Here is an 18,342-nt window from a genome sequence, read left to right on the forward strand (position 1 = left end):
ATGAACGCACGTCCGAACCTCGAATCCGGCACGGGCCGCCTCGACGCCGACGCGAACCTGCGCCCCGCGCCCTCGGCCGCCCCGCTGCTCGCCCGCAAGGCGCGCCGCGCCCGCCTGGTCGGGCTGATCCAGTCGCGCGGCGCGATCGGCATCCTGATTCTCGTGTGCGCCGTGGCCGGCGCGGTGTTTCCCGCTTTCCTGCGTCCCGCCAATCTGGCGGACATCGTCTCCGCAGGTTCTTTCCTCGGCCTGATCGCGATCGGCCAGAGCCTCGTGATCATCATGGGCGGCTTCGACCTGTCGGTCGGCTCGATGGTGGGCCTCGGCACCGTGGTGGCCGCCTACGCGGCGCCCTACGGCTGGGGCGCGGCGATGCTCGCGCCGATCGCCGTCGGCCTGCTGGTGGGCCTCGTCAACGGCGTGCTGATCGCGCGCGCGCGGATGGCGCCGTTCATCGTCACGCTGGCCGCGCTGCTCGGCCTCAAGGGGCTGGCGCTGGTGCTGGCCAGCCAGGACTTGCTGATCGAGAACCCGGGCTTCTTCACGCAGATCGCCAACGGCTCGATCTTCGGCGTCAACACGCTGATCTGGCTGCTCGTGATTGCCTATGCGGTGGGCGCGCTGGTGCTGAACACTACGCCGTACGGCGCGGCGATCTTCGCGATCGGCGGCAACGAGGAAGCGGCGCGCATGCTCGGCGTGCGCGTCGAGCGCATCAAGATCCTGACCTACGGCCTGAGCGGCGCGCTGGCGGGGCTGGCGGGCGCGCTGCTGGCGTCGCATCTCGATTCGGGGCTGTCGGGCGCGGGCTCGGGCTACGAGCTGCAATCGATCGCGGCGGCCGTGATCGGCGGGGTACTGCTGACGGGCGGTGTGGGCACCATGACCGGGCCGCTGGCCGGCGTGCTGCTGCTCGGAGTGATCCAGAACGTCATCAACCAGGTCGGCACGCTCAGCCCCTATTACCAGAACCTCGCCAGCGGCGTGTTCCTGTTGCTCGCGGTGATCGTGCAGACGGTGCTGACCAGCTCGCGCAAGAGCTAGACAAACAGGCGCGGCGCGCCCCGCGAGGCCCGGCATGGCGGGTAGAGACAAGCGCGGGGAGATCGGTTAGAATCCGCGCTCGCGCTTTTCGGCGGCCGTCCGATTCCACATTGGCGGCGTGTTCGCGGGACGCTCCAGCCGCTACGCGGCGGTGTTCCCGATCATCGATGTGCGTGAGTGGCGAAATTGGTAGACGCACCAGGTTTAGGTCCTGACGCCCGCAAGGGTGTGCCGGTTCGAGTCCGGCCTCACGCACCATCCCCCTATTGCCCCCCTGTTGCCCCCTTTCCGGTTCCCGAGGTGTCACGGCTGTCAGATCCGCGGGCCCATGCCGCGATCCGGTGCGTCGGTGCTAGAATCGCCGCGCATTTGCCCGGCCCTGCGCGGTATCCCCCTGCGCCCTGTCCGGCCGCCCGCTTACGTCCATCCGTTGCCCCGCCCGTGAATTTCGACGAATACTGCCAGCAGAAGGCCGCACCGGCCGGCTCCAGCGCCTATTACGCGCTCCGTCAGGCGCCGTTCGCCCGACAGGGCGCGCTGACCGCGCTGTTCGCGCTGCGCCGCGAGCTGGACGAAACCACGCGCGAAACCAGCGATCCGACCATCGGCCATACCAAGCTCGCCTGGTGGCGCAACGAACTCGCCGCGCTCGCGCAAGGCCACGCCTCGCACCCGGTCACGCAGGCCATCGCCCATCACGCGCCGACGCTCGCGCCCGACGGCGCGGCGTGGCAGGCGCTCGCCGACGGCTTCGCAATGGATCTCGAACAGGCACGCTATCTGGATTTTGCGAACCTGCGCCGCTATATCGGCGGCGTGGGCGGCGGGTTCGCGGCGCTGGTCGCGCGCGCCAGCGCGGGCGCGGGCGATGGCGCAAGTGCCCGTTCGAGTGCCGGCGATGGCGCCGACGATCGTGCCGGGACAACGCCCGACTGGGCGTTCGCGCTCGGCAACGCGCTGGTGCTCGCGCAAATCGTCGAGGACGTGGGGCACGACGCGCGCCACGGCCGCGTGTATCTGCCGATCGACGAATTGCAGCGCTACGAGGTGACGGCGGCCGACCTCATGCATCGACGCTACAGCCAGGCGTTCAGCGAGCTGATGTTTTTCCAGGCCGAGCGGGCACGCAAGGCGCTGAACGAAGCACTCGACGCGATTCCCGCTGCCGAGCGGCGCACCCAGCGCACGCTGCGCGCGCTCGGTGCGTTAGCGCTGGCGACGCTCGACGAAATCGATCGCGAACAGTATCAGGTGCTGCATCAACGCATCGCGCTGACGCCGATCCGCAAGCTGTGGGTGGCGTGGCGCGCCGCGCGCCGCCGCTGACAAGTCATCCGCTCACGCGCGCAACAACGGCAGCGGCGCGAAACGCCCGCGCAGCACGGCAGACGAATCGATCCCCCACCACGGCCCGAGCACCGTCGCATACAGTTGCCGGAAATCGACCGCCACCGCCAGGTTGCCGTTGCCGTCGAGTCGCGCGAGCGCCGGCGTCTCGCCGTACAGGCCACCGCGCACCCGCCCACCCATCACGAAGTGCGGCGCCGACGTGCCGTGATCGGTACCGCCGCTCTGGTTCTCGCGCACGCGCCGGCCAAACTCGGCATAGGTCATCACGAGCGTGTCGTCCCAGCGCCCCAGCTCGACGAGCGCCGAGCGCATCGCCGCCAGCCCTTCCGACAATTGCTTGAACAGCGCCGCCTGCTGGCCGGCCTGGTTCTGATGCGTGTCAAAGCCGTTCAGCGTGAGCCGCAGCACGGCCACGCCCTGCCCCGCCAGCGGCTGCCGCTGCGGCGATTCGGAGGCGGCCAGCACCTGCATCGCCGTCTTCACCGAGGTGCCGAACGGCCCGGCCGGAAATGCCGTGCCGAACGCGAACGCGCCGTCGCGCGGCCGCAGCCGCGCCGCCGCGTTGACGATGTCGTTCTCCACGTCGATCAGATGCGCGAGCGCCGGGTTCTGCTCGCGCAGCGCCACCGGATGCGCGAGTTTCGCCGCGCCGATGAACTGCGCCGGATTGACGAGCACGATCGCGCGCGCGCCGTTCGCGAGCGGCCCCATCTCGGCGCTGCCGAACACCACGCCGTCGGCCGCGAAACCCGGCGGCACCGGTGCGCGCGCGAACGCGCGAGACAGCCAGCCATCGCCGAGATATTCATCCGAGCGCGAGGCCGTATCCCAGATCTCGATCGAGCGGAAATGCGAGAGATTCGGCTGCGGATAACCGACGCCCTGCACCACCGCCAGCTCGTGCGCCTGCCAGGCCGGCAACAACGGTGCGAGCGACGGATGCAGCGCCGCGCGTTCGTCGAGCGGCAGCAGCGTCTCGCGGCGCAGCGCGAGCGTCGGGCGCAGCGTGCGATAGAGCGGATCGGCATAGGGCACCAGCATGTTCAGCCCGTCGTTGCCGCCCTTCAGTTCGACGAGAATCAGCAGGCGCCGGTAATGCCCGGCTTCGTGCGCTGTGCCCGCCGGGCTCGCAAGGTTCGCGCCGGCCAGCGCCTCGGCCGCCTGCGCGCCCGGCGTCCAGATCGTCACGCCGGCCGCGCCCGCCATGCCGGCCAGCCTCAGGAAATCGCGTCGTTTCATGCTTGCGTCCTCGTCGCCGTTGCCGGCTTCAGCACAGTTGATAGACCGGATCCATCAGCAGCGCACGCAAATACGCCGCGCCGCTCGCACCGGCATCGATCGCCGCGACCGGCGACAGCGGCAGCACCGCGTGCTGCAATTGCAATTCGACCGACACCGACGGTTTGCCCTGCGGCGCCGCCCCGAACCGCGCGAGCCAGTCGTCGAGATCGAAGCGCATCGCCGCGCCACGCGGAGGCTGCGCCATCGCGGCGGTCTGCATTGCGGAGGCTGCCGCGGGCCGCACTGCCTTCGCCGATTTGCCCGACGCGGTGGTCGACCGGAACATGCGCTCGACGAACTGCTTGCGCGCGAGCAGCGTCGCACTATTGATCCACATCGCACCGCCCGGCCAGCCCTTGACGTTCGGCGGCGCGAACAGGTTCTCGCCGAGGCCGCGCACGACCGGCACGAATTGCGCCGCATCGCCGTAATTGATCGCGAACAACCGCACGTTGCCGACCACGAACTCCACCGGCGATTTCACATGCACGCCGCGCACGCGATCGCTCCAGAACGCGTCGCTCGACAGCAGCGCCACGAGCGCCGCGCGGATCTCGTAGCCGCTGTCGCGAAAGCGCGCGGCGATCGCATCCAGTTCGACGGGATCGGGCGTATCGGAAACGAACTCGCGCCACAGCTTCGCGCACACGAAGCGCGCCGTTTCGGGCTGCGCGAGCAGGATGTCGAGCACGCCGTCGGTGTCGAGCCGGCCGCTCTGCCCGAGCACGGTCTTCATGCCGTCGTCGTGAAGGTTCGGATGCCAAACCGTTTCGATCGTATCGGGATCGAGGCCCCAACCGGTCAGCGCGCGCGCCGCCTCGGTCACGTCGTGCTGTGTATAGTGCCCTTCGCCGAGCGTGAACAACTCCATCACCTCGCGCGCGAAATTCTCGTTGGGCCGGCCCTTGCGATTGCTCGCGCCGTCGAGGTATTGCAGCATCGCCGGGTCCTTCGCCACGGCGTGCAGCATCGTGCCGAAATTGCCGAGCGCCTCGCTGCGCAGCAGGCGGTGCTGCATCGCCATGGTGCGCGCATACGGCGACTTGTCCTGCCCCGAGGTGAAATGCCGATGCCAGAACAGCGTCATGCGTTCGGCCAGCGGCGAAGGCGTGCTCAGCATCGCGTCGAGCCACCAGGCGCGCAATGCGTCGTAGCGTTGCGATTGCAGACGTTGGTCGTCGCGCCGCTGATCGGGCGTCCAGGCGTTGCGCACGGCGCGCGGCGGCAGCGGTTCGTCGGTCCAGGTCGGCATCGCCGTGAACGTGTCGTGGCGGGCGCCATCGAGCAACGCATCGACGGCCACCGCGCGGGTCGTGCCGACATGGCGCGCGACCTCGTCGGGCGAGGCAGCAAAACCCGTGCGCGTCAGCAGGAAACGAACATCGTCGGCGTCGAGCAGCGCCTGCATCGAAGGCGGCCAGGTGGCCGCAGCACGGGTGACGCCATGGGCGCCATGCGTACCCGGACGAGACACTTCGGTATCGATTCGACGCATGCGACGCCGCTCCCTGATGGCCTGGATTGCGCGCAGGCCGGCGACCCACGGCAAGCGGGCGCGGCAAGCGCATCACTTCAGATAAACGGACGGCGCGGGTAGGGCGTTGACGTGGCGCAGGCCGATGCACACGCACGCAAACGGTGCGTCGCACGACGTCCTGACATCAGGATCGGGGAGAATGAAACGCAGTGCTTAGCGCTTGTAGAGCTCGCGCACGGCATCTTCGATATGCTGGCGCAGCAGGTGGCGTTCCTCGGGCGTCATGTGCCCGTCGCGGCGGCGCTGGTCGAGATCGGGGGACACGGCGGAACGGCCTGACGACTCGTCGAAACGATCGAATTGATCACGCGCCGGTTGCGGCGCGGCGCGGCCGCGCGACACCTTCTGCAACGGCCCGCCCCGCTCCTGGCGCTGCGCGCAAGCGAAGTTCGATGCAAAGAGACCGGCAAACACGATCGTCAGTGCGCATGCAATCCGGTGAGATCGCATCACTGTGCTCGCTTCTGTGGTCGATTTGTTCCCTTCGTCACGCGGCAACCGTTTAACCTCTGGTACTTGAACAAACCCGGCGAATATCGGGCAAACGAACTACGAAATATCGAGTGGGTGGAGTATCCACTGAATTTCCGCGCCAAGTAAAGGAGTGTCTAACGACTGTCTTTACTCAGCATCGCAGCACGGGTAAATTTTGTAACCGACTGTTACTCGTAAAATCCCGCGCCCGTGCGCACCTCCGTAATCGCGATAAGATGCCGCCCATGGAAACGAAAAACCCCTCGAAAATCCTCGTCGTCGACGACGATCCCCGCTTGCGCGATTTGCTGCGTCGTTATCTCGGCGAACAAGGCTTCAACGTGTATGTCGCCGAAAATGCGACGGCCATGAACAAGCTTTGGGTCCGCGAACGTTTCGATCTGCTCGTGCTCGACCTGATGCTGCCCGGTGAAGACGGCCTGTCGATCTGTCGCCGCCTGCGCGGCAGCAACGACCGCACGCCGATCATCATGCTGACGGCGAAGGGCGAGGACGTCGATCGCATCGTCGGCCTCGAAATGGGTGCCGACGATTACCTGCCGAAGCCGTTCAATCCGCGCGAGCTGGTGGCGCGGATTCACGCGGTATTGCGTCGCCAGGCGCCGGCCGAATTGCCGGGCGCGCCGTCGGAAACCACCGAGGTATTCGAATTCGGCGAGTTCTCGCTGAATCTCGCCACGCGCACGCTGACCAAATCCGGCCAGGAGATTCCGCTGACCACCGGCGAATTCTCGGTGCTGAAAGTGTTCGCGCGTCATCCGCGCCAGCCGCTGTCGCGCGAGAAACTCATGGAACTGGCCCGCGGCCGCGAATATGAAGTATTCGACCGCAGCCTCGACGTGCAGATCTCGCGCCTGCGCAAGCTGATCGAACCCGATCCGGGCAGCCCGCGTTTCATCCAGACCGTCTGGGGCCTCGGCTACGTTTTCATCCCCGACGGCGCGGCCTGATCGCCCGACCTGCTCGGCGCGCGTTCGCGCGCGCCGGCCTTCCACGCCACGCCAGCCTAGACAGTCCGCCCTATGCGTATTGACCGGCGCCTTCTGACGCTCGTTTTCGGCGGGTTGTTCTGGCGCACCTTCCTGCTGATCGCCCTGCTGATCGCGGTCAGCCTCGCCGCGTGGTTTCAGAGCTTTCGCGTGATCGAGCGCGAGCCGCGCGCGCAGCGCGTGGCCTTGCAGCTCGTCGCGGTCGTCAAGCTCACGCGCACCGCCCTGCTCTATTCCGATCCCGACCTGCGCCGCGCGCTGCTGCAGGATCTCGAGAGCAACGAGGGCGTGCGCGTCTACCCGCGCGAAACATCCGACAAATTCAAGCTCCAGCCCGACGAATCGCTGAATCGCCTGATCGAGCACGACATCCGCAGCCGGCTCGGCGACGACACCGTGATCGCGCAATCGGTCAACGAGATTCCCGGCGTGTGGATCAGCTTCAAGATCGACGACGACGATTACTGGGTCGCGCTCGACCGCGACCAGCTCGACACCGTCACGGGCCTGCAATGGGCCGGGTGGGGCCTGTTCGCGCTGGCGCTCTCGCTGCTCGGCTCGGCGTTCATCACGAGCCTCGTGAACCAGCCGTTCTCGCGGCTCGCGCTTGCCGCGCGCAAGGTGGGCGCGGGGCAGATGCCCGAGCCGCTGCCCGAGCGCGGCATGGGCGTGGCCGCCGACACCAACCGCAGCTTCAACCAGATGGTGCGCGACCTCGAACAGCTCGACGCCGATCGCGCGCTGATGCTGGCCGGCATCTCGCACGACCTGCGCACGCCGCTCGCGCGGCTGCGGCTCGAAACCGAGATGAGCCCGTCGGATCAGGCCACCAAGGATGCGATGGTCGACGACATCGAGCAGATGGACCGCATCATCGCGGCCTTCATCGATTACGCGCGGCCCACGCCGCAACGCGCGCTCGAACCGGTGGATCTGTCGATGATCGCGCACGACGTGGCCGCGCGCCTCGCCAACGAGGACGGCGTGCAGATCACCATGAAGCTGGCACCGGCCGCCGTGGTCGAGGCCGACGAAACCGACATGCGGCGCGTGGTCGGCAACCTGGTCGAGAACGCGCGCAAGTACGGCCTGAGCGCCAACGACGGCATCGCGCGGATCGTCGTCGAAACGCGCAGCTCGCCCACTCGCGTCGAGCTGATCGTGCGCGACGAAGGCCCCGGCATCCCCGACGATCAATTGCCGCTCGTGATGCGCCCGTTCTATCGCGTCGACGCGGCGCGCAGCAAGGCGGACGGCACCGGCCTCGGCATGGCGATCGTGCTGCGCATCGTCGGCCGCTATCGCGGCACGCTGAAGCTGCGCAACCGCGCGCCCGAGCCGGGCCTCGAGGTGTCGCTCGACTTCCCGACCGGCAAGGCCGCCCGCACGGCAGCCTGAACCGCGCTCCATTTCCTCCGTTTCCGTCATTTCGCAGGCAGCGGCCATGATTGGCCCGCTGCTCGCATCGCACGCACATCAATAGCCAATTTCTACTGGAACGCACTCGCGATAGACCTATAGTCGATGCGTGACACTCACGCACCGCAAGGAGCCCGTGCATGAAAACCGTCGGCGACACGCTCGAAGCATTCACCGTGATGACCGCCCGCCCCGGCTTCCTGCTGCCCGAGGAAAACGGCCATTCGGCGTACGAAACCATCACGCAGGCCTCGTTCCCCGATCACTGGAAGGTGATCTATTTCTATCCACGCGATTTCGACCCCGCCTGCGCCGACCAGATCGCCGGCTTCGCGCGGCTGCAGCCGGCGTTCGCCGAACGCGGCGCGGTGCTGCTTGGCGGCAGCGCCGACAACGAATGCGTCAAGCTCGCCTGGCGGCGCGAGAATGCCGCACTCGAGCGGCTCAACCATCATGCGTTCGGCGACGTGAAGGGCGAGCTGATCGACCAGCTCGGCGTGCGCGACCGCGACACCGGCGCCGCGCTGCTCGCCACGTTCATCGTCGACGCCGACAACACCATCCAGCACGTCTCGGCCGGCCGGCTCGAAGCCGGCTGCCGGCCGCAGGAGATCCTGCGCGTGCTCACTGCATTGCAGGACGCGGCGCAGGCGGCACGATAGCGGCCGGCGCGCGAAAACGACAACGCCCCGCGCGAGGCGGGGCGTTGTCGACATCGACCGGCTGACGCCGGATACCTAAACTCAGGCGCCTTCGCGCACCAGCAGCGCGGCCGCCTGTGCCTCGATCCCTTCGCCGCGGCCCAGATAGCCGAGCTTCTCGTTGGTCTTCGCCTTGACGTTGACGCGGTCGAGCGGCAGGCCGAGATCGTCGGCGATGTTGGCGCGCATCGCGTCGATGTGCGGCGCGAGCTTCGGCGCCTGCGCGATCACGGTGGTATCGACGTTGCGGATCGTGAAGCCCGCGGCCGTCACGCGCTTCACGCATTCGCGCAGCAGCACGCGGCTGTCGGCGCCCTTGAACTGCGCATCGGTGTCCGAGAAATGACGGCCGATGTCGCCAAGCGCGGCCGCGCCGAACAGCGCGTCGGTCAACGCGTGCAGCAGCACGTCGGCGTCCGAGTGGCCGAGCAGGCCGCGCTCGTAGGGGATCGTCACACCGCCGATGATGAGCGGCCGGCCGGGAACCAGTTGGTGTACGTCGTAGCCTTGTCCGATTCTGAAATCCATGCTGGGTCGGTTCCTGGTTGAGTGGATCAGGAGGCGTTCGACGGCCGGGACAGGAATGCCTCGGCCAGGTCGAAATCCTCGGGGTACGTGACCTTGAAGTTGCGCAGATTGCCCTGCACCACGCGCGGCGCGTGGCCGGCCCATTCGATCGCGCTGGCCTCGTCGGTCAGGTCGTGGCCATCGTGTTGCGCGGCGAGGATCGCGTCGCGCAGCATGCCGATACGGAACATCTGCGGCGTTTGCGCCTGCCAGAGCCCGTCGCGCGATTCGGTGCGGGCGATCTCGTCGCCACCGGCCGGCACGCGCTTGAGCGTATCGGCCACCGGCAGCGCGACGATGCCGCCTACCGGGTCGTCCTTCAGCGTGGTGATCAGCGTGCGAATCAGCGCGGGCGTGATGCCGGGGCGCGCGGCGTCATGCACCAGCACCCAATCGGCATCGGTCGCGCCGAATTCCGCGCAGAGCTGGAGCAGGCCGTTCAGCACCGACGCCTGGCGCGATGCGCCGCCGCAACGGCCGACCGCGAAGCGTAGGCCGGCGAAGCGGCGCGCGTCGAAATGCGTGTCGTCCGGCGAAATCACCACCAGCGTTTGCGAGAATTCGCTGAGCGCGTCGAAGGCGGCCAGCGTGTAGTGCAGCAGCACCCGACCGGCCAGCGTGCGGTACTGCTTGGGCAGCGCCGAGCCGGAACGGCTGCCGGTGCCGGCACAGGGAATCAGGGCAAAAAGTCGGGGAGTCACGTGAGCGAACGCCGGTAATAGGGAAATCGAAGGCAGGATTTTATAATAGGTCTTTCGACTCGACCGTCGTGCCGCTCGCGGCGCCCCGGCGCTCGCCATTCCAGCCTCGTCCATGCCAGAAAACGCCAGCACTCCGTCGTCCCCCGTCGCACTCGTGAAACCGGGCCAGCGCTTCGCCTTCGACGGCGCGCTCGGCTCCGCCGATGGCCTCGTCATCGCCCGCTATCTCGCCGCCCACAAGGCGCAGGTGCCGTTGCTCGCGGTGGTCTGCGCGAACGCGACGGACGCGCAGCGGCTCTCGCTGGAGCTGGCGTACTTCGCGCCCGACGCACGCGTGCGGCTGCTGCCCGACTGGGAAACCCTGCCTTACGATACGTTTTCGCCGCACCAGGATCTGGTCTCGGAACGGCTCGCCACGCTGCACGATCTCGGCGAGGGGCGTTGCGACATCCTGCTGGTGCCGGCCACCACGGCGCTGTACCGCATGCCGCCGGCCTCGTTCCTGGCCGCCTACACGTTCGCGTTCAAGCAGGGCGAGCGGCTCGACGAGGCCAGGCTCAAGGCGCAGCTGACGCTGGCCGGCTACGAGCACGTGAGCCAGGTGGTGCGCCCGGGCGAATACTGCGTGCGCGGCTCGCTGATCGACCTGTTCCCGATGGGCTCGCCGCTGCCCTACCGGCTCGACCTGTTCGACGATCAGGTCGATTCGATCCGCGCGTTCGATCCGGACACGCAGCGCAGCCTGTACCCGGTGCGCGACGTGCGCATGCTGCCGGGCCGCGAATTCCCGTTCGACGACGCCGCGCGCACCGCGTTCCGCAGCCGCTGGCGCGAAACCTTCGAGGGCGATCCGAGCCGCGCCACGATCTACCGCGACATCGGCAACGGCGTGCCGTCGGCCGGCATCGAATACTACCTGCCGCTGTTCTTCGACGAAACGGCCACGCTGTTCCACTATCTGCCGCACAACGCGCATCTGGTGTTCACCGGCGATCTCGACAACGCGATCCGCCGCTTCACGGCCGACACCCGGCAGCGCTACACGTTCCTGTCGCACGATCGCGAGCGGCCGATTCTCGAACCGCTGCGCCTGTTCCTCAGCGACGAGGATTTCTACACGCTCGCCAAGCCGTTCGCGCGCCTCGTGCTGCCCGCGCAGCCGGCCGGCGGCTGGGCCACGGCGCTGCCGCCGCTCGCGCTCGAACGGCAGGCCGACGATCCGGTCGCCACGCTGCGCCGCTACCTCGATACCACGCCGAACCGCGTGCTGTTTACGGTCGACTCGGCCGGCCGCCGCGAAACCATCGCGCAACTGCTGGCCGAGAACGGCCTGCGCCCGGCCGGCAACGACAGCTTCGGCGCCTGGCTCGAAAGCGACGAGCGTTTCGCGCTCGGCGTCGCGCCGCTCTCGAGCGGCTTCGCGGTGCCCGGCGAAGGCTACGCGATCGTCACCGAAACCGAACTGTACGGCGTCACCGGCCGCCGCACCGGGCGCCGCCGCCAGGAGCAGGCCAGCAACGTCGACGCGATGGTGCGCGACCTGTCGGAGCTGAAGGTGGGCGACCCGGTGGTGCACACGCAGCATGGCATCGGCCGCTACATGGGGCTGGTGTCGATGGATCTCGGCGAGGGCGACACCGAATTCCTGCATCTCGAATACGCGGGCGAAAGCAAGCTCTACGTGCCGGTGTCGCAACTGCACGTGATCTCGCGCTACAGCGGCGCCGACCCCGACAGCGCGCCGCTGCACGCGCTCGGCTCGGGCCAGTGGGAGCGCGCCAAGCGCAAGGCGGCGCAACAGATCCGCGACACCGCCGCCGAGCTGCTGAACCTGTACGCACGCCGCGCCGCGCGCGAGGGCCATGCGTTCGCGCTCGATCCGCGCGACTACGTGAAGTTCGCCGAGAGCTTCGGCTTCGAGGAAACGCCCGACCAGGCCGCCGCGATCGCCGCCGTGATCGGCGACATGACGAGCGGCAAGCCGATGGATCGCCTGGTGTGCGGCGATGTGGGCTTCGGCAAGACCGAGGTGGCGCTGCGCGCGGCGTTCATCGCCGTGCTCGGCGGCAAGCAGGTCGCGCTGCTGTCGCCCACCACGCTGCTGGCCGAACAGCATACGCAAACCTTCATCGACCGTTTCGCCGACTGGCCCGTGCGCGTGGCCGAACTGTCGCGTTTCAAGTCGACCAAGGAAATCTCGGCGGCGATCCAGCAGATCAACGAAGGCAGCGTCGATATCGTGATCGGCACGCACAAGCTGCTGTCCTCGGATGTGCAGTTCAAGCGGCTCGGGCTGGTCATCATCGACGAGGAACACCGCTTCGGCGTGCGCCAGAAGGAAGCGCTGAAGGCGCTGCGCGCCGAGGTCGACGTGCTGACGCTGACCGCCACGCCCATTCCACGCACGCTCGGCATGGCGCTCGAAGGCCTGCGCGATTTCTCGGTGATCGCTACCGCGCCGCAGAAGCGGCTCGCGATCAAGACCTTCGTGCGGCGCGAGGACGACAGCGTGATCCGCGAGGCGATGCTGCGCGAACTGAAGCGCGGCGGGCAGGTGTACTTCCTGCACAACGAGGTCGAAACCATCGAGAACCGCCGGGCGATGCTGGAAGCGCTGGTGCCGGAAGCGCGCATCGCGATCGCGCACGGCCAGATGCACGAGCGCGAGCTGGAACGCGTGATGCGCGATTTCGTGGGCCTGCGCAGCAACGTGCTGCTCTGCACGACCATCATCGAAACCGGCATCGACGTGCCGAGCGCGAACACGATCATCATGCATCGCGCCGACAAGTTCGGGCTGGCGCAGTTGCACCAGTTGCGCGGCCGCGTGGGCCGTTCGCACCACCAGGCCTATGCGTACCTGCTGGTGCACGATCCGCAGTCGCTGACCAAGCAGGCGCAGCGGCGGCTCGAAGCGATCCAGCAGATGGAGGAGCTCGGCTCGGGCTTCTATCTGGCGATGCACGACCTGGAGATCCGCGGCACCGGCGAAGTGCTCGGCGACAAGCAATCGGGCGAGATCCACGAGATCGGCTTCCAGCTCTACACGGACATGCTCAACGATGCCGTGAAGGCGCTCAAGAACGGCCGCGAGCCGGACTTGCTCGCACCGCTGGCCGCCACCACCGAGATCAACCTGCACACGCCGGCGATCCTGCCGGCCGATTACTGCGCCGACGTGCAGGAGCGGCTGTCCTTGTACAAGCGCCTCGCCAACTGCGAGGAAGGCGAATCGATCGATGCGATCCACGAGGAACTGGTCGATCGCTTCGGCAAGCTGCCGCCGCAGGCCACCGCGCTGGTCGAGACGCACCGGCTGCGGCTGCTGGCCCGGCCGCTCGGCATCAGCAAGATCGATGCGAGCGAGGTGGCGATCGGCCTGCAGTTCGTGCCCGATCCGCCCATCGATCCGATGCGCATCATCGAGATGGTGCAGAAGCATCGTCACGTGAAGCTCGCCGGCCAGGACAAGCTGCGCATCGAAACGCGCACGCCCGACCCGGCGATCCGCGTGTCGACCGTCAAGGAAACGCTGCGCGCGCTCGGCCAGCCCAGCGGCGGCAAGAAGGTGCCGGCGCGCTGAGCGCGGCTGCCGCAGCGCGGGCATCGCCGCCAACGCTGCGGATTGCGCTGCCCGGGCCGGATCTGCCCCGGCCGAGCGGAAGCCCCATGTTCTTCATGCTGCATTGCAAGGCGGCCCGCGAGCGCGGGCCGCCTTGTTTTTGAGTATGATTTTCGTATTGCCATCCGGAGTTTCACCATGCGTTCCGCCGTCGACGCCACTACCCCGCCCGCTTCCTCCGCCTCTGCTTCCGCCACCTCCCCCGCCAGCCTCGATTGGATCAACCGCCTGGTGGCGATGGACACCACCAGCCGCGTGCCGAACCTCGGCCTGATCGAAACCGTGCGCGACGCGCTGGCCGAACGCGGCATCCGCTCCGAGCTGACGTACGACAAGCGCGAAGGCTGGGCCAATTTATTCGCGACGATCCCCGCGCACGACGGCGCGACCGACGGCGGCGTGGTGCTGTCGGGCCACACCGATGTGGTGCCGGTCGACGGCCAGAACTGGGACAGCGATCCGTTCGCGCCGCAGATCCGCGACGGCCGCCTCTACGGGCGCGGCACCTGCGACATGAAGGGCTTCATCGGCGCGGCGCTCGCGCTGGTGCCCAAGATGCAATCGGCGCGGCTCGTCAAGCCGATCCATTTCGCGCTGTCCTACGACGAGGAAATCGGCTGTGCCGGCGCGCCGCTGCTGCTCGCCGACCTGAAGGAGCGCGGGCTGCATCCGAGCGGCTGCATCGTCGGCGAGCCGACCAGCATGCGCCCGATCATCGCCCACAAGGGCATCAACACCTATCGCTGCTGCGTGCGTGGCCACGCGGCGCATTCCTCGCTGACGCCGAAGGGGCTCAATGCGATCGAATACGCGGCGCGCCTGATCTGCCATATCCGCGACATCGCCGACGAATTCCGCGCCAACGGCCCGTTCGACGAGCTTTACGACGTGCCGTTCACCACCGCGCAAACCAGCCTGATCGAAGGCGGCAACGCGATCAACACGGTGCCGGCCGAGTGCCGCTTCTCGTTCGAATTCCGCAACCTGCCGACGCTCGACCCCGACGCGATCTTCGCGAAGATCGACACCTACGCACGCGACACGCTGCTGCCGAAAATGCGCCGCGAGCATCCCGACGCGGCCATCGAGATTTCGCGGATCGCCGCCGCGCCGGGCCTCGACGCCGACGAGCAAGCCGCCATCACGCAACTGGTGCGCGCGCTGACGGCCGACCGCTCGCAACGCAAGGTCGCCTACGGCACCGAGGCCGGGCTGTTCGCCAATGCGGGCATCCCGAGCATCGTGTGCGGCCCCGGCAACATCGAGCAGGCGCACAAGCCGAACGAATATGTCGAGCTGGCCCAGCTCGATGCCTGCGACCAGTTCCTGCGCAAGTTCATCCACAGCATGACGCTGGCCTGACTCCCGATAACCTGCCGCGGCGCCCGCCGTTCGCGGCGGGGGCCGCGCCCCCCGCCGCCATGTCGACTCTCGCTCCTCCGCCCGCCCCCGCCGCCCAGCCCGCCATCAACGGCAAGCCGGTTCCCACGCTCGACGACATCGCCGCCGAACACTTCGCACTGACGCCGTGGGTGTCGCGCACGCCGGTGTTCGAGCGCGCCGACCTGCCCGATCTCGAAGCCACCCACGTCAACCTGAAGTTCGAGCTGCTGCAGGCCAGCGGCAGCTTCAAGGTGCGCAGCGCGTTCGCCAACCTGCTCTCGCTCGGCGAGCGGCAGCGGCGCCTCGGCGTGACCTGCGTGTCGTCGGGCAATCACGCGGCGGCGGTGGCCTATGCGGCGATGCGGCTGGGCATCGGCGCCAAGGTGGTGATGCTCGACAGCGCCTGCGGCGCGCATCGCGCGCTGTGCCGCCAGTACGGCGCCGAAATCGTCATGGCCGCCGACCGCGCCGATGCGTTCGAGCGCGTGCGGCGCATCGAGACCGAGGAAGGCCGCCATTTCGTGCATGCGTTCAACGGCTATCGCACCATCCTCGGCACGGCCACGCTCGGCTACGAATGGGCCACCCAGGCACCCGACCTCGACGCCGTGATCGTGCCGGTGGGCGGCGGCGGCCTCGCGGCCGGCGTGTCGACCGCGCTGCGGCTCGCCAATCCGCAGGTTCGCGTGTATGGCGTGGAACCGGCCGGCGCCGATGTGATGCGCCGCAGCTTCGCGGCCAACCGGCCCGTGGAGGTCAGCGAGGTCCACACCATCGCCGATGCGCTCGCGCTCACGCACACCGAGGAATACGACTACGAGCTGTGCCGCCGCCATCTCGAGCGGCTCGTGACGGTGGACGACGACGCATTGCGCACCGCCATGCACTATCTGTTCACGCAATTGAAGACGGTGGCCGAGCCGGCCTGCGCGGCGCCGATCGCGGCCTTGCTCGGGCCGTTGCGCGAAACCCTGCAGGGCAAGCGCGTGGGCGTGTTGCTGGCCGGCTCCAACATAGACGCGGCGCGCTTCGCCGCGCACCTGGCCGCACGCCGCGCGTGACCGGCCGCGCCGGCCCCGACATATCCCCAGATTGTGTTGAGTAGCCTGTGGACAAGCGCCTGACAAGCGAGGCAAGTGCTTGATTGGGCGGACATTCGTGGCGCTGACCCGAATCGGTCGCCCGACGGGCGCGCACGCCGCGCTGCCCGTTTTCGCACCCGCGCTGCCCAAAGCGCGGCCGTCGACAAAAAACCGAACGCGCTCAACGGTTTGCGCCGTCTGCCCGACAGTTATCAACAAGGATCTCAACACAAACTGTGGACAACCCGGCGCGGGCCTCAGGCCGAGTCGAGCGACTTGATCAGGTCGACCAGCGCACGCAGCCCCGGCGGCATATGCCGGTTGGCCGGGAAGTACAGAAACAGGCCCGGGACCGGCGGGCACCAGTCCTCCAGCACCGTGCGCAGCCGCCCCGATGCGAGCCCCGGCTCGGCATACATCTCCGGCACATAGGCGATGCCGAGCCCGTCGGCGGCGGCCTCCACCATCAGCGGATTGTGATCGAGCGTCAGCGTGCCGGGCACGTCGATCGCCAGCTCCTGATCGTGCCTACGGAATTCCCAGCGATAGCGCCTGCCGCTCGGCAACCGCTGCCGGATGCAGCGATGCGCGAGCAGATCGTCGGGCGTGCGCAGCGCCGGCGCGCCATCCAGATACGCGGGCGCGGCCACCGCCACGAAGCGCAGGTCCGGCGCGAGCCGCACCGCCACCATGTCCTTCGGCACCGCTTCGCCCAGCCGGATGCCGGCGTCGAAGCCCTGCTCGACGATGTCGACCAATTGCCCCTGCGCCACCAGATCGAGCTCGACTTGCGGATAGCGGTGCTGGAACACCGGCACGACGCGCGCCAACAGCACGCGAATCGCCCCCTCGCTGCCGTTGATGCGCACCGTGCCGCCCGGCCGGCCGCTCGCGGCGGCGGCATCGTCGAGCACGGCCGACAACTCGCCGAGCACCGGCGCGAGCCGCGCGAGCAGGCGCTCGCCCTCCTGCGTGGGCGACACGCTGCGCGTGGTGCGGTTCAGCAGCCGCACGCCGAGTTGACGCTCCAGCGCGCGCATCGCGTGACTGAGCGCTGAGTGCGAGACACCCAGCGCATCGGCCGCGCGCCGGAAGCTGCGATGCGTGGCGACCGCGATGAAGGCGTGCAGATCGGTGATCGATGGCGATTTCATTGGTCGATATTACTCACCGACACATGCAAGATCCAGGGGATTCCCGAACCAATCCGCGCTCTCTAGGATGGGCGTATCTCATCCCCATCCCCTATCGAAGGAGAACGTCATGCAGAAAACCTGGCTCATCACCGGCACCTCGGCCGGGCTCGGCAGGTTGCTGACCGAGAAGGCGCTGCAACGCGGCGATCGCGTCGCGGCCACCGTGCGCCGCGACGGCGCGCTCGACGCCTTGCAGGCGCAGTACGGCGAGCGCCTGCTGACGCTGCGTGCCGACGTGACCGACACGCCCGCGCTGCGCGCCGCCGTCGATCGCGCGTTCGCGGCGTTCGGGCGGATCGACGTGGTGGTCAGCAACGCCGCCTATGGCCTGTTCGGCGCGGCCGAGGAAGCGAGCGACGCGCAGATCGACCGCCAGATCGCCACCAACCTGACCGGCTCGATCCAGCTCGTGCGCGCGGTGCTGCCGCATCTGCGGCGACAGGGCGGCGGCCGGATCGTGCAGGTCTCGTCCGAAGGCGGCCAGATCGCCTACCCCGGCTTCAGCCTCTATCACGCGACCAAGTGGGGCATCGAGGGCTTTCTCGAATCGGTCGCGCAGGAGGTCGAGCCGTTCGGCATCGACGTGCTGATCGTCGAGCCCGGGCCGACGCGCACGCAGTTCGGCGCGAGCCTCGATCGCACCGAGCCGATGCCGTGCTACGACGCCACACCGGCCGGCGAAATCCGCCGCGCGATCGCGAGCGGCGCGTTCAACGAATACGGCGACGCCGAGCGCACCGTCGACGCGATGCTGCCCGTCATCGATGCGCCCGAGCCGCCGCTGCGGCTCGCGCTCGGCAGCTCGACCTACCGCTCGGTGTCGGCTGCGCTGCGGCAGCGGCTGGACCTGCTCGAATCGCAGCGCGAAGTGGCGTTATCGGTCATGCCGGTGGGCTGAAACACTCGCCTCCGAGCCGTAAACGCAAGAACGTCGCGGCCAGCGGCACCGCGACGTTCTTCGTCAGCTCAAGTCGC

Annotated in this window: 15 protein-coding genes and 1 tRNA gene; 10 read left to right on the plus strand and 6 right to left on the minus strand. The window is 68.3% G+C overall.

The features are described 5' to 3' along the window. The 3 genes from AB4850_RS24380 (at position 1) to AB4850_RS24390 (ending at position 2,370) form a co-directional block, all read left to right on the plus strand. Positions 1-1,044: an ABC transporter permease gene (locus AB4850_RS24380; RefSeq protein ID WP_414442064.1), complete on the plus strand. Its 1,044-nt coding sequence runs from the start codon at positions 1-3 to the stop codon at positions 1,042-1,044. 171 nt (positions 1,045-1,215) lie between these two features. Then, positions 1,216-1,302, plus strand: a tRNA-Leu gene (locus AB4850_RS24385). A 183-nt stretch (positions 1,303-1,485) separates the two neighbouring features. After that, positions 1,486-2,370: a squalene/phytoene synthase family protein gene (locus AB4850_RS24390; RefSeq protein WP_414442065.1), complete on the plus strand. Its 885-nt coding sequence runs from the start codon at positions 1,486-1,488 to the stop codon at positions 2,368-2,370. 12 nt (positions 2,371-2,382) lie between these two features. Here AB4850_RS24390 and AB4850_RS24395 read toward each other — a convergent pair whose 3' ends face one another. From AB4850_RS24395 to AB4850_RS24405, 3 genes are all read right to left on the minus strand, one after another. Next, complete coding sequence (locus AB4850_RS24395) at positions 2,383-3,633, minus strand: DUF1501 domain-containing protein (protein WP_414442066.1); 1,251 nt, start codon at positions 3,631-3,633, stop codon at positions 2,383-2,385. Between the two features lie 28 nt (positions 3,634-3,661). Continuing rightward, entirely contained in the window at positions 3,662-5,083 is a 1,422-nt protein-coding gene (locus tag AB4850_RS24400) for a DUF1800 domain-containing protein (protein WP_414445601.1), read from the minus strand. 282 nt (positions 5,084-5,365) lie between these two features. Beyond that, on the minus strand, positions 5,366-5,662 hold the full coding sequence (locus tag AB4850_RS24405) for a hypothetical protein (protein WP_414445602.1): 297 nt from the start codon (positions 5,660-5,662) through the stop codon (positions 5,366-5,368). A 260-nt stretch (positions 5,663-5,922) separates the two neighbouring features. Here AB4850_RS24405 and ompR point away from each other — a divergent pair, with 260 nt between their 5' ends. The 3 genes from ompR (at position 5,923) to AB4850_RS24420 (ending at position 8,777) form a co-directional block, all read left to right on the plus strand. Next, on the plus strand, positions 5,923-6,657 hold the full coding sequence (ompR, locus tag AB4850_RS24410) for a two-component system response regulator OmpR (protein WP_015875381.1): 735 nt from the start codon (positions 5,923-5,925) through the stop codon (positions 6,655-6,657). A gap of 72 nt (positions 6,658-6,729) precedes the next feature. Then, positions 6,730-8,094, plus strand: a complete 1,365-nt coding sequence (locus AB4850_RS24415; protein ID WP_414442067.1) for an ATP-binding protein — start codon at positions 6,730-6,732, stop codon at positions 8,092-8,094. Between the two features lie 161 nt (positions 8,095-8,255). Further along, on the plus strand, positions 8,256-8,777 hold the full coding sequence (locus AB4850_RS24420) for a redoxin domain-containing protein (protein ID WP_414442068.1): 522 nt from the start codon (positions 8,256-8,258) through the stop codon (positions 8,775-8,777). A gap of 81 nt (positions 8,778-8,858) precedes the next feature. Here the strand turns inward: AB4850_RS24420 and ispF are convergent, their stop codons facing one another. Both ispF and ispD read right to left on the minus strand, forming a co-directional pair. Next, positions 8,859-9,344, minus strand: coding sequence for a 2-C-methyl-D-erythritol 2,4-cyclodiphosphate synthase (ispF, locus tag AB4850_RS24425; RefSeq protein ID WP_414442069.1), 486 nt, complete (start codon positions 9,342-9,344; stop codon positions 8,859-8,861). A gap of 26 nt (positions 9,345-9,370) precedes the next feature. After that, positions 9,371-10,084, minus strand: a complete 714-nt coding sequence (ispD, locus tag AB4850_RS24430; RefSeq protein WP_414442070.1) for a 2-C-methyl-D-erythritol 4-phosphate cytidylyltransferase — start codon at positions 10,082-10,084, stop codon at positions 9,371-9,373. Positions 10,085-10,196: 112 nt separating this feature from the next. On the opposite strand from ispD, the gene mfd reads away from it, so the two are divergent. The 3 genes from mfd to AB4850_RS24445 all read left to right on the plus strand — a co-directional run bounded on the left by mfd (position 10,197) and on the right by AB4850_RS24445 (position 16,150). Further along, positions 10,197-13,667 carry a transcription-repair coupling factor gene (mfd, locus tag AB4850_RS24435; protein WP_414442071.1) on the plus strand — a complete coding sequence of 1,157 codons (3,471 nt, stop codon included), beginning with the start codon at positions 10,197-10,199 and terminating at the stop codon, positions 13,665-13,667. A gap of 177 nt (positions 13,668-13,844) precedes the next feature. Then, the gene (gene argE / locus AB4850_RS24440; protein WP_414442072.1) at positions 13,845-15,068 is read left to right on the plus strand and encodes an acetylornithine deacetylase; all 1,224 of its coding nucleotides are present in this window, start codon (positions 13,845-13,847) and stop codon (positions 15,066-15,068) included. Between the two features lie 59 nt (positions 15,069-15,127). Then, positions 15,128-16,150 (plus strand): threonine/serine dehydratase, encoded by a 1,023-nt coding sequence (locus AB4850_RS24445; RefSeq protein ID WP_414442073.1) that lies wholly within the window; start codon positions 15,128-15,130, stop codon positions 16,148-16,150. A gap of 278 nt (positions 16,151-16,428) precedes the next feature. Here the strand turns inward: AB4850_RS24445 and AB4850_RS24450 are convergent, their stop codons facing one another. Further along, positions 16,429-17,325, minus strand: a complete 897-nt coding sequence (locus tag AB4850_RS24450) for a LysR family transcriptional regulator (protein WP_414442074.1) — start codon at positions 17,323-17,325, stop codon at positions 16,429-16,431. A 109-nt stretch (positions 17,326-17,434) separates the two neighbouring features. Between AB4850_RS24450 and AB4850_RS24455 the strand changes: the two genes are divergently transcribed. Next, positions 17,435-18,265 (plus strand): SDR family oxidoreductase, encoded by an 831-nt coding sequence (locus tag AB4850_RS24455; RefSeq protein ID WP_414442075.1) that lies wholly within the window; start codon positions 17,435-17,437, stop codon positions 18,263-18,265. The last annotated feature ends 77 nt before the right edge of the window (positions 18,266-18,342 follow it).

It is taken from the genome of Burkholderia sp. 22PA0106 (assembly GCF_047497155.1).
Taxonomy (GTDB): Bacteria; Pseudomonadota; Gammaproteobacteria; order Burkholderiales; family Burkholderiaceae; genus Burkholderia.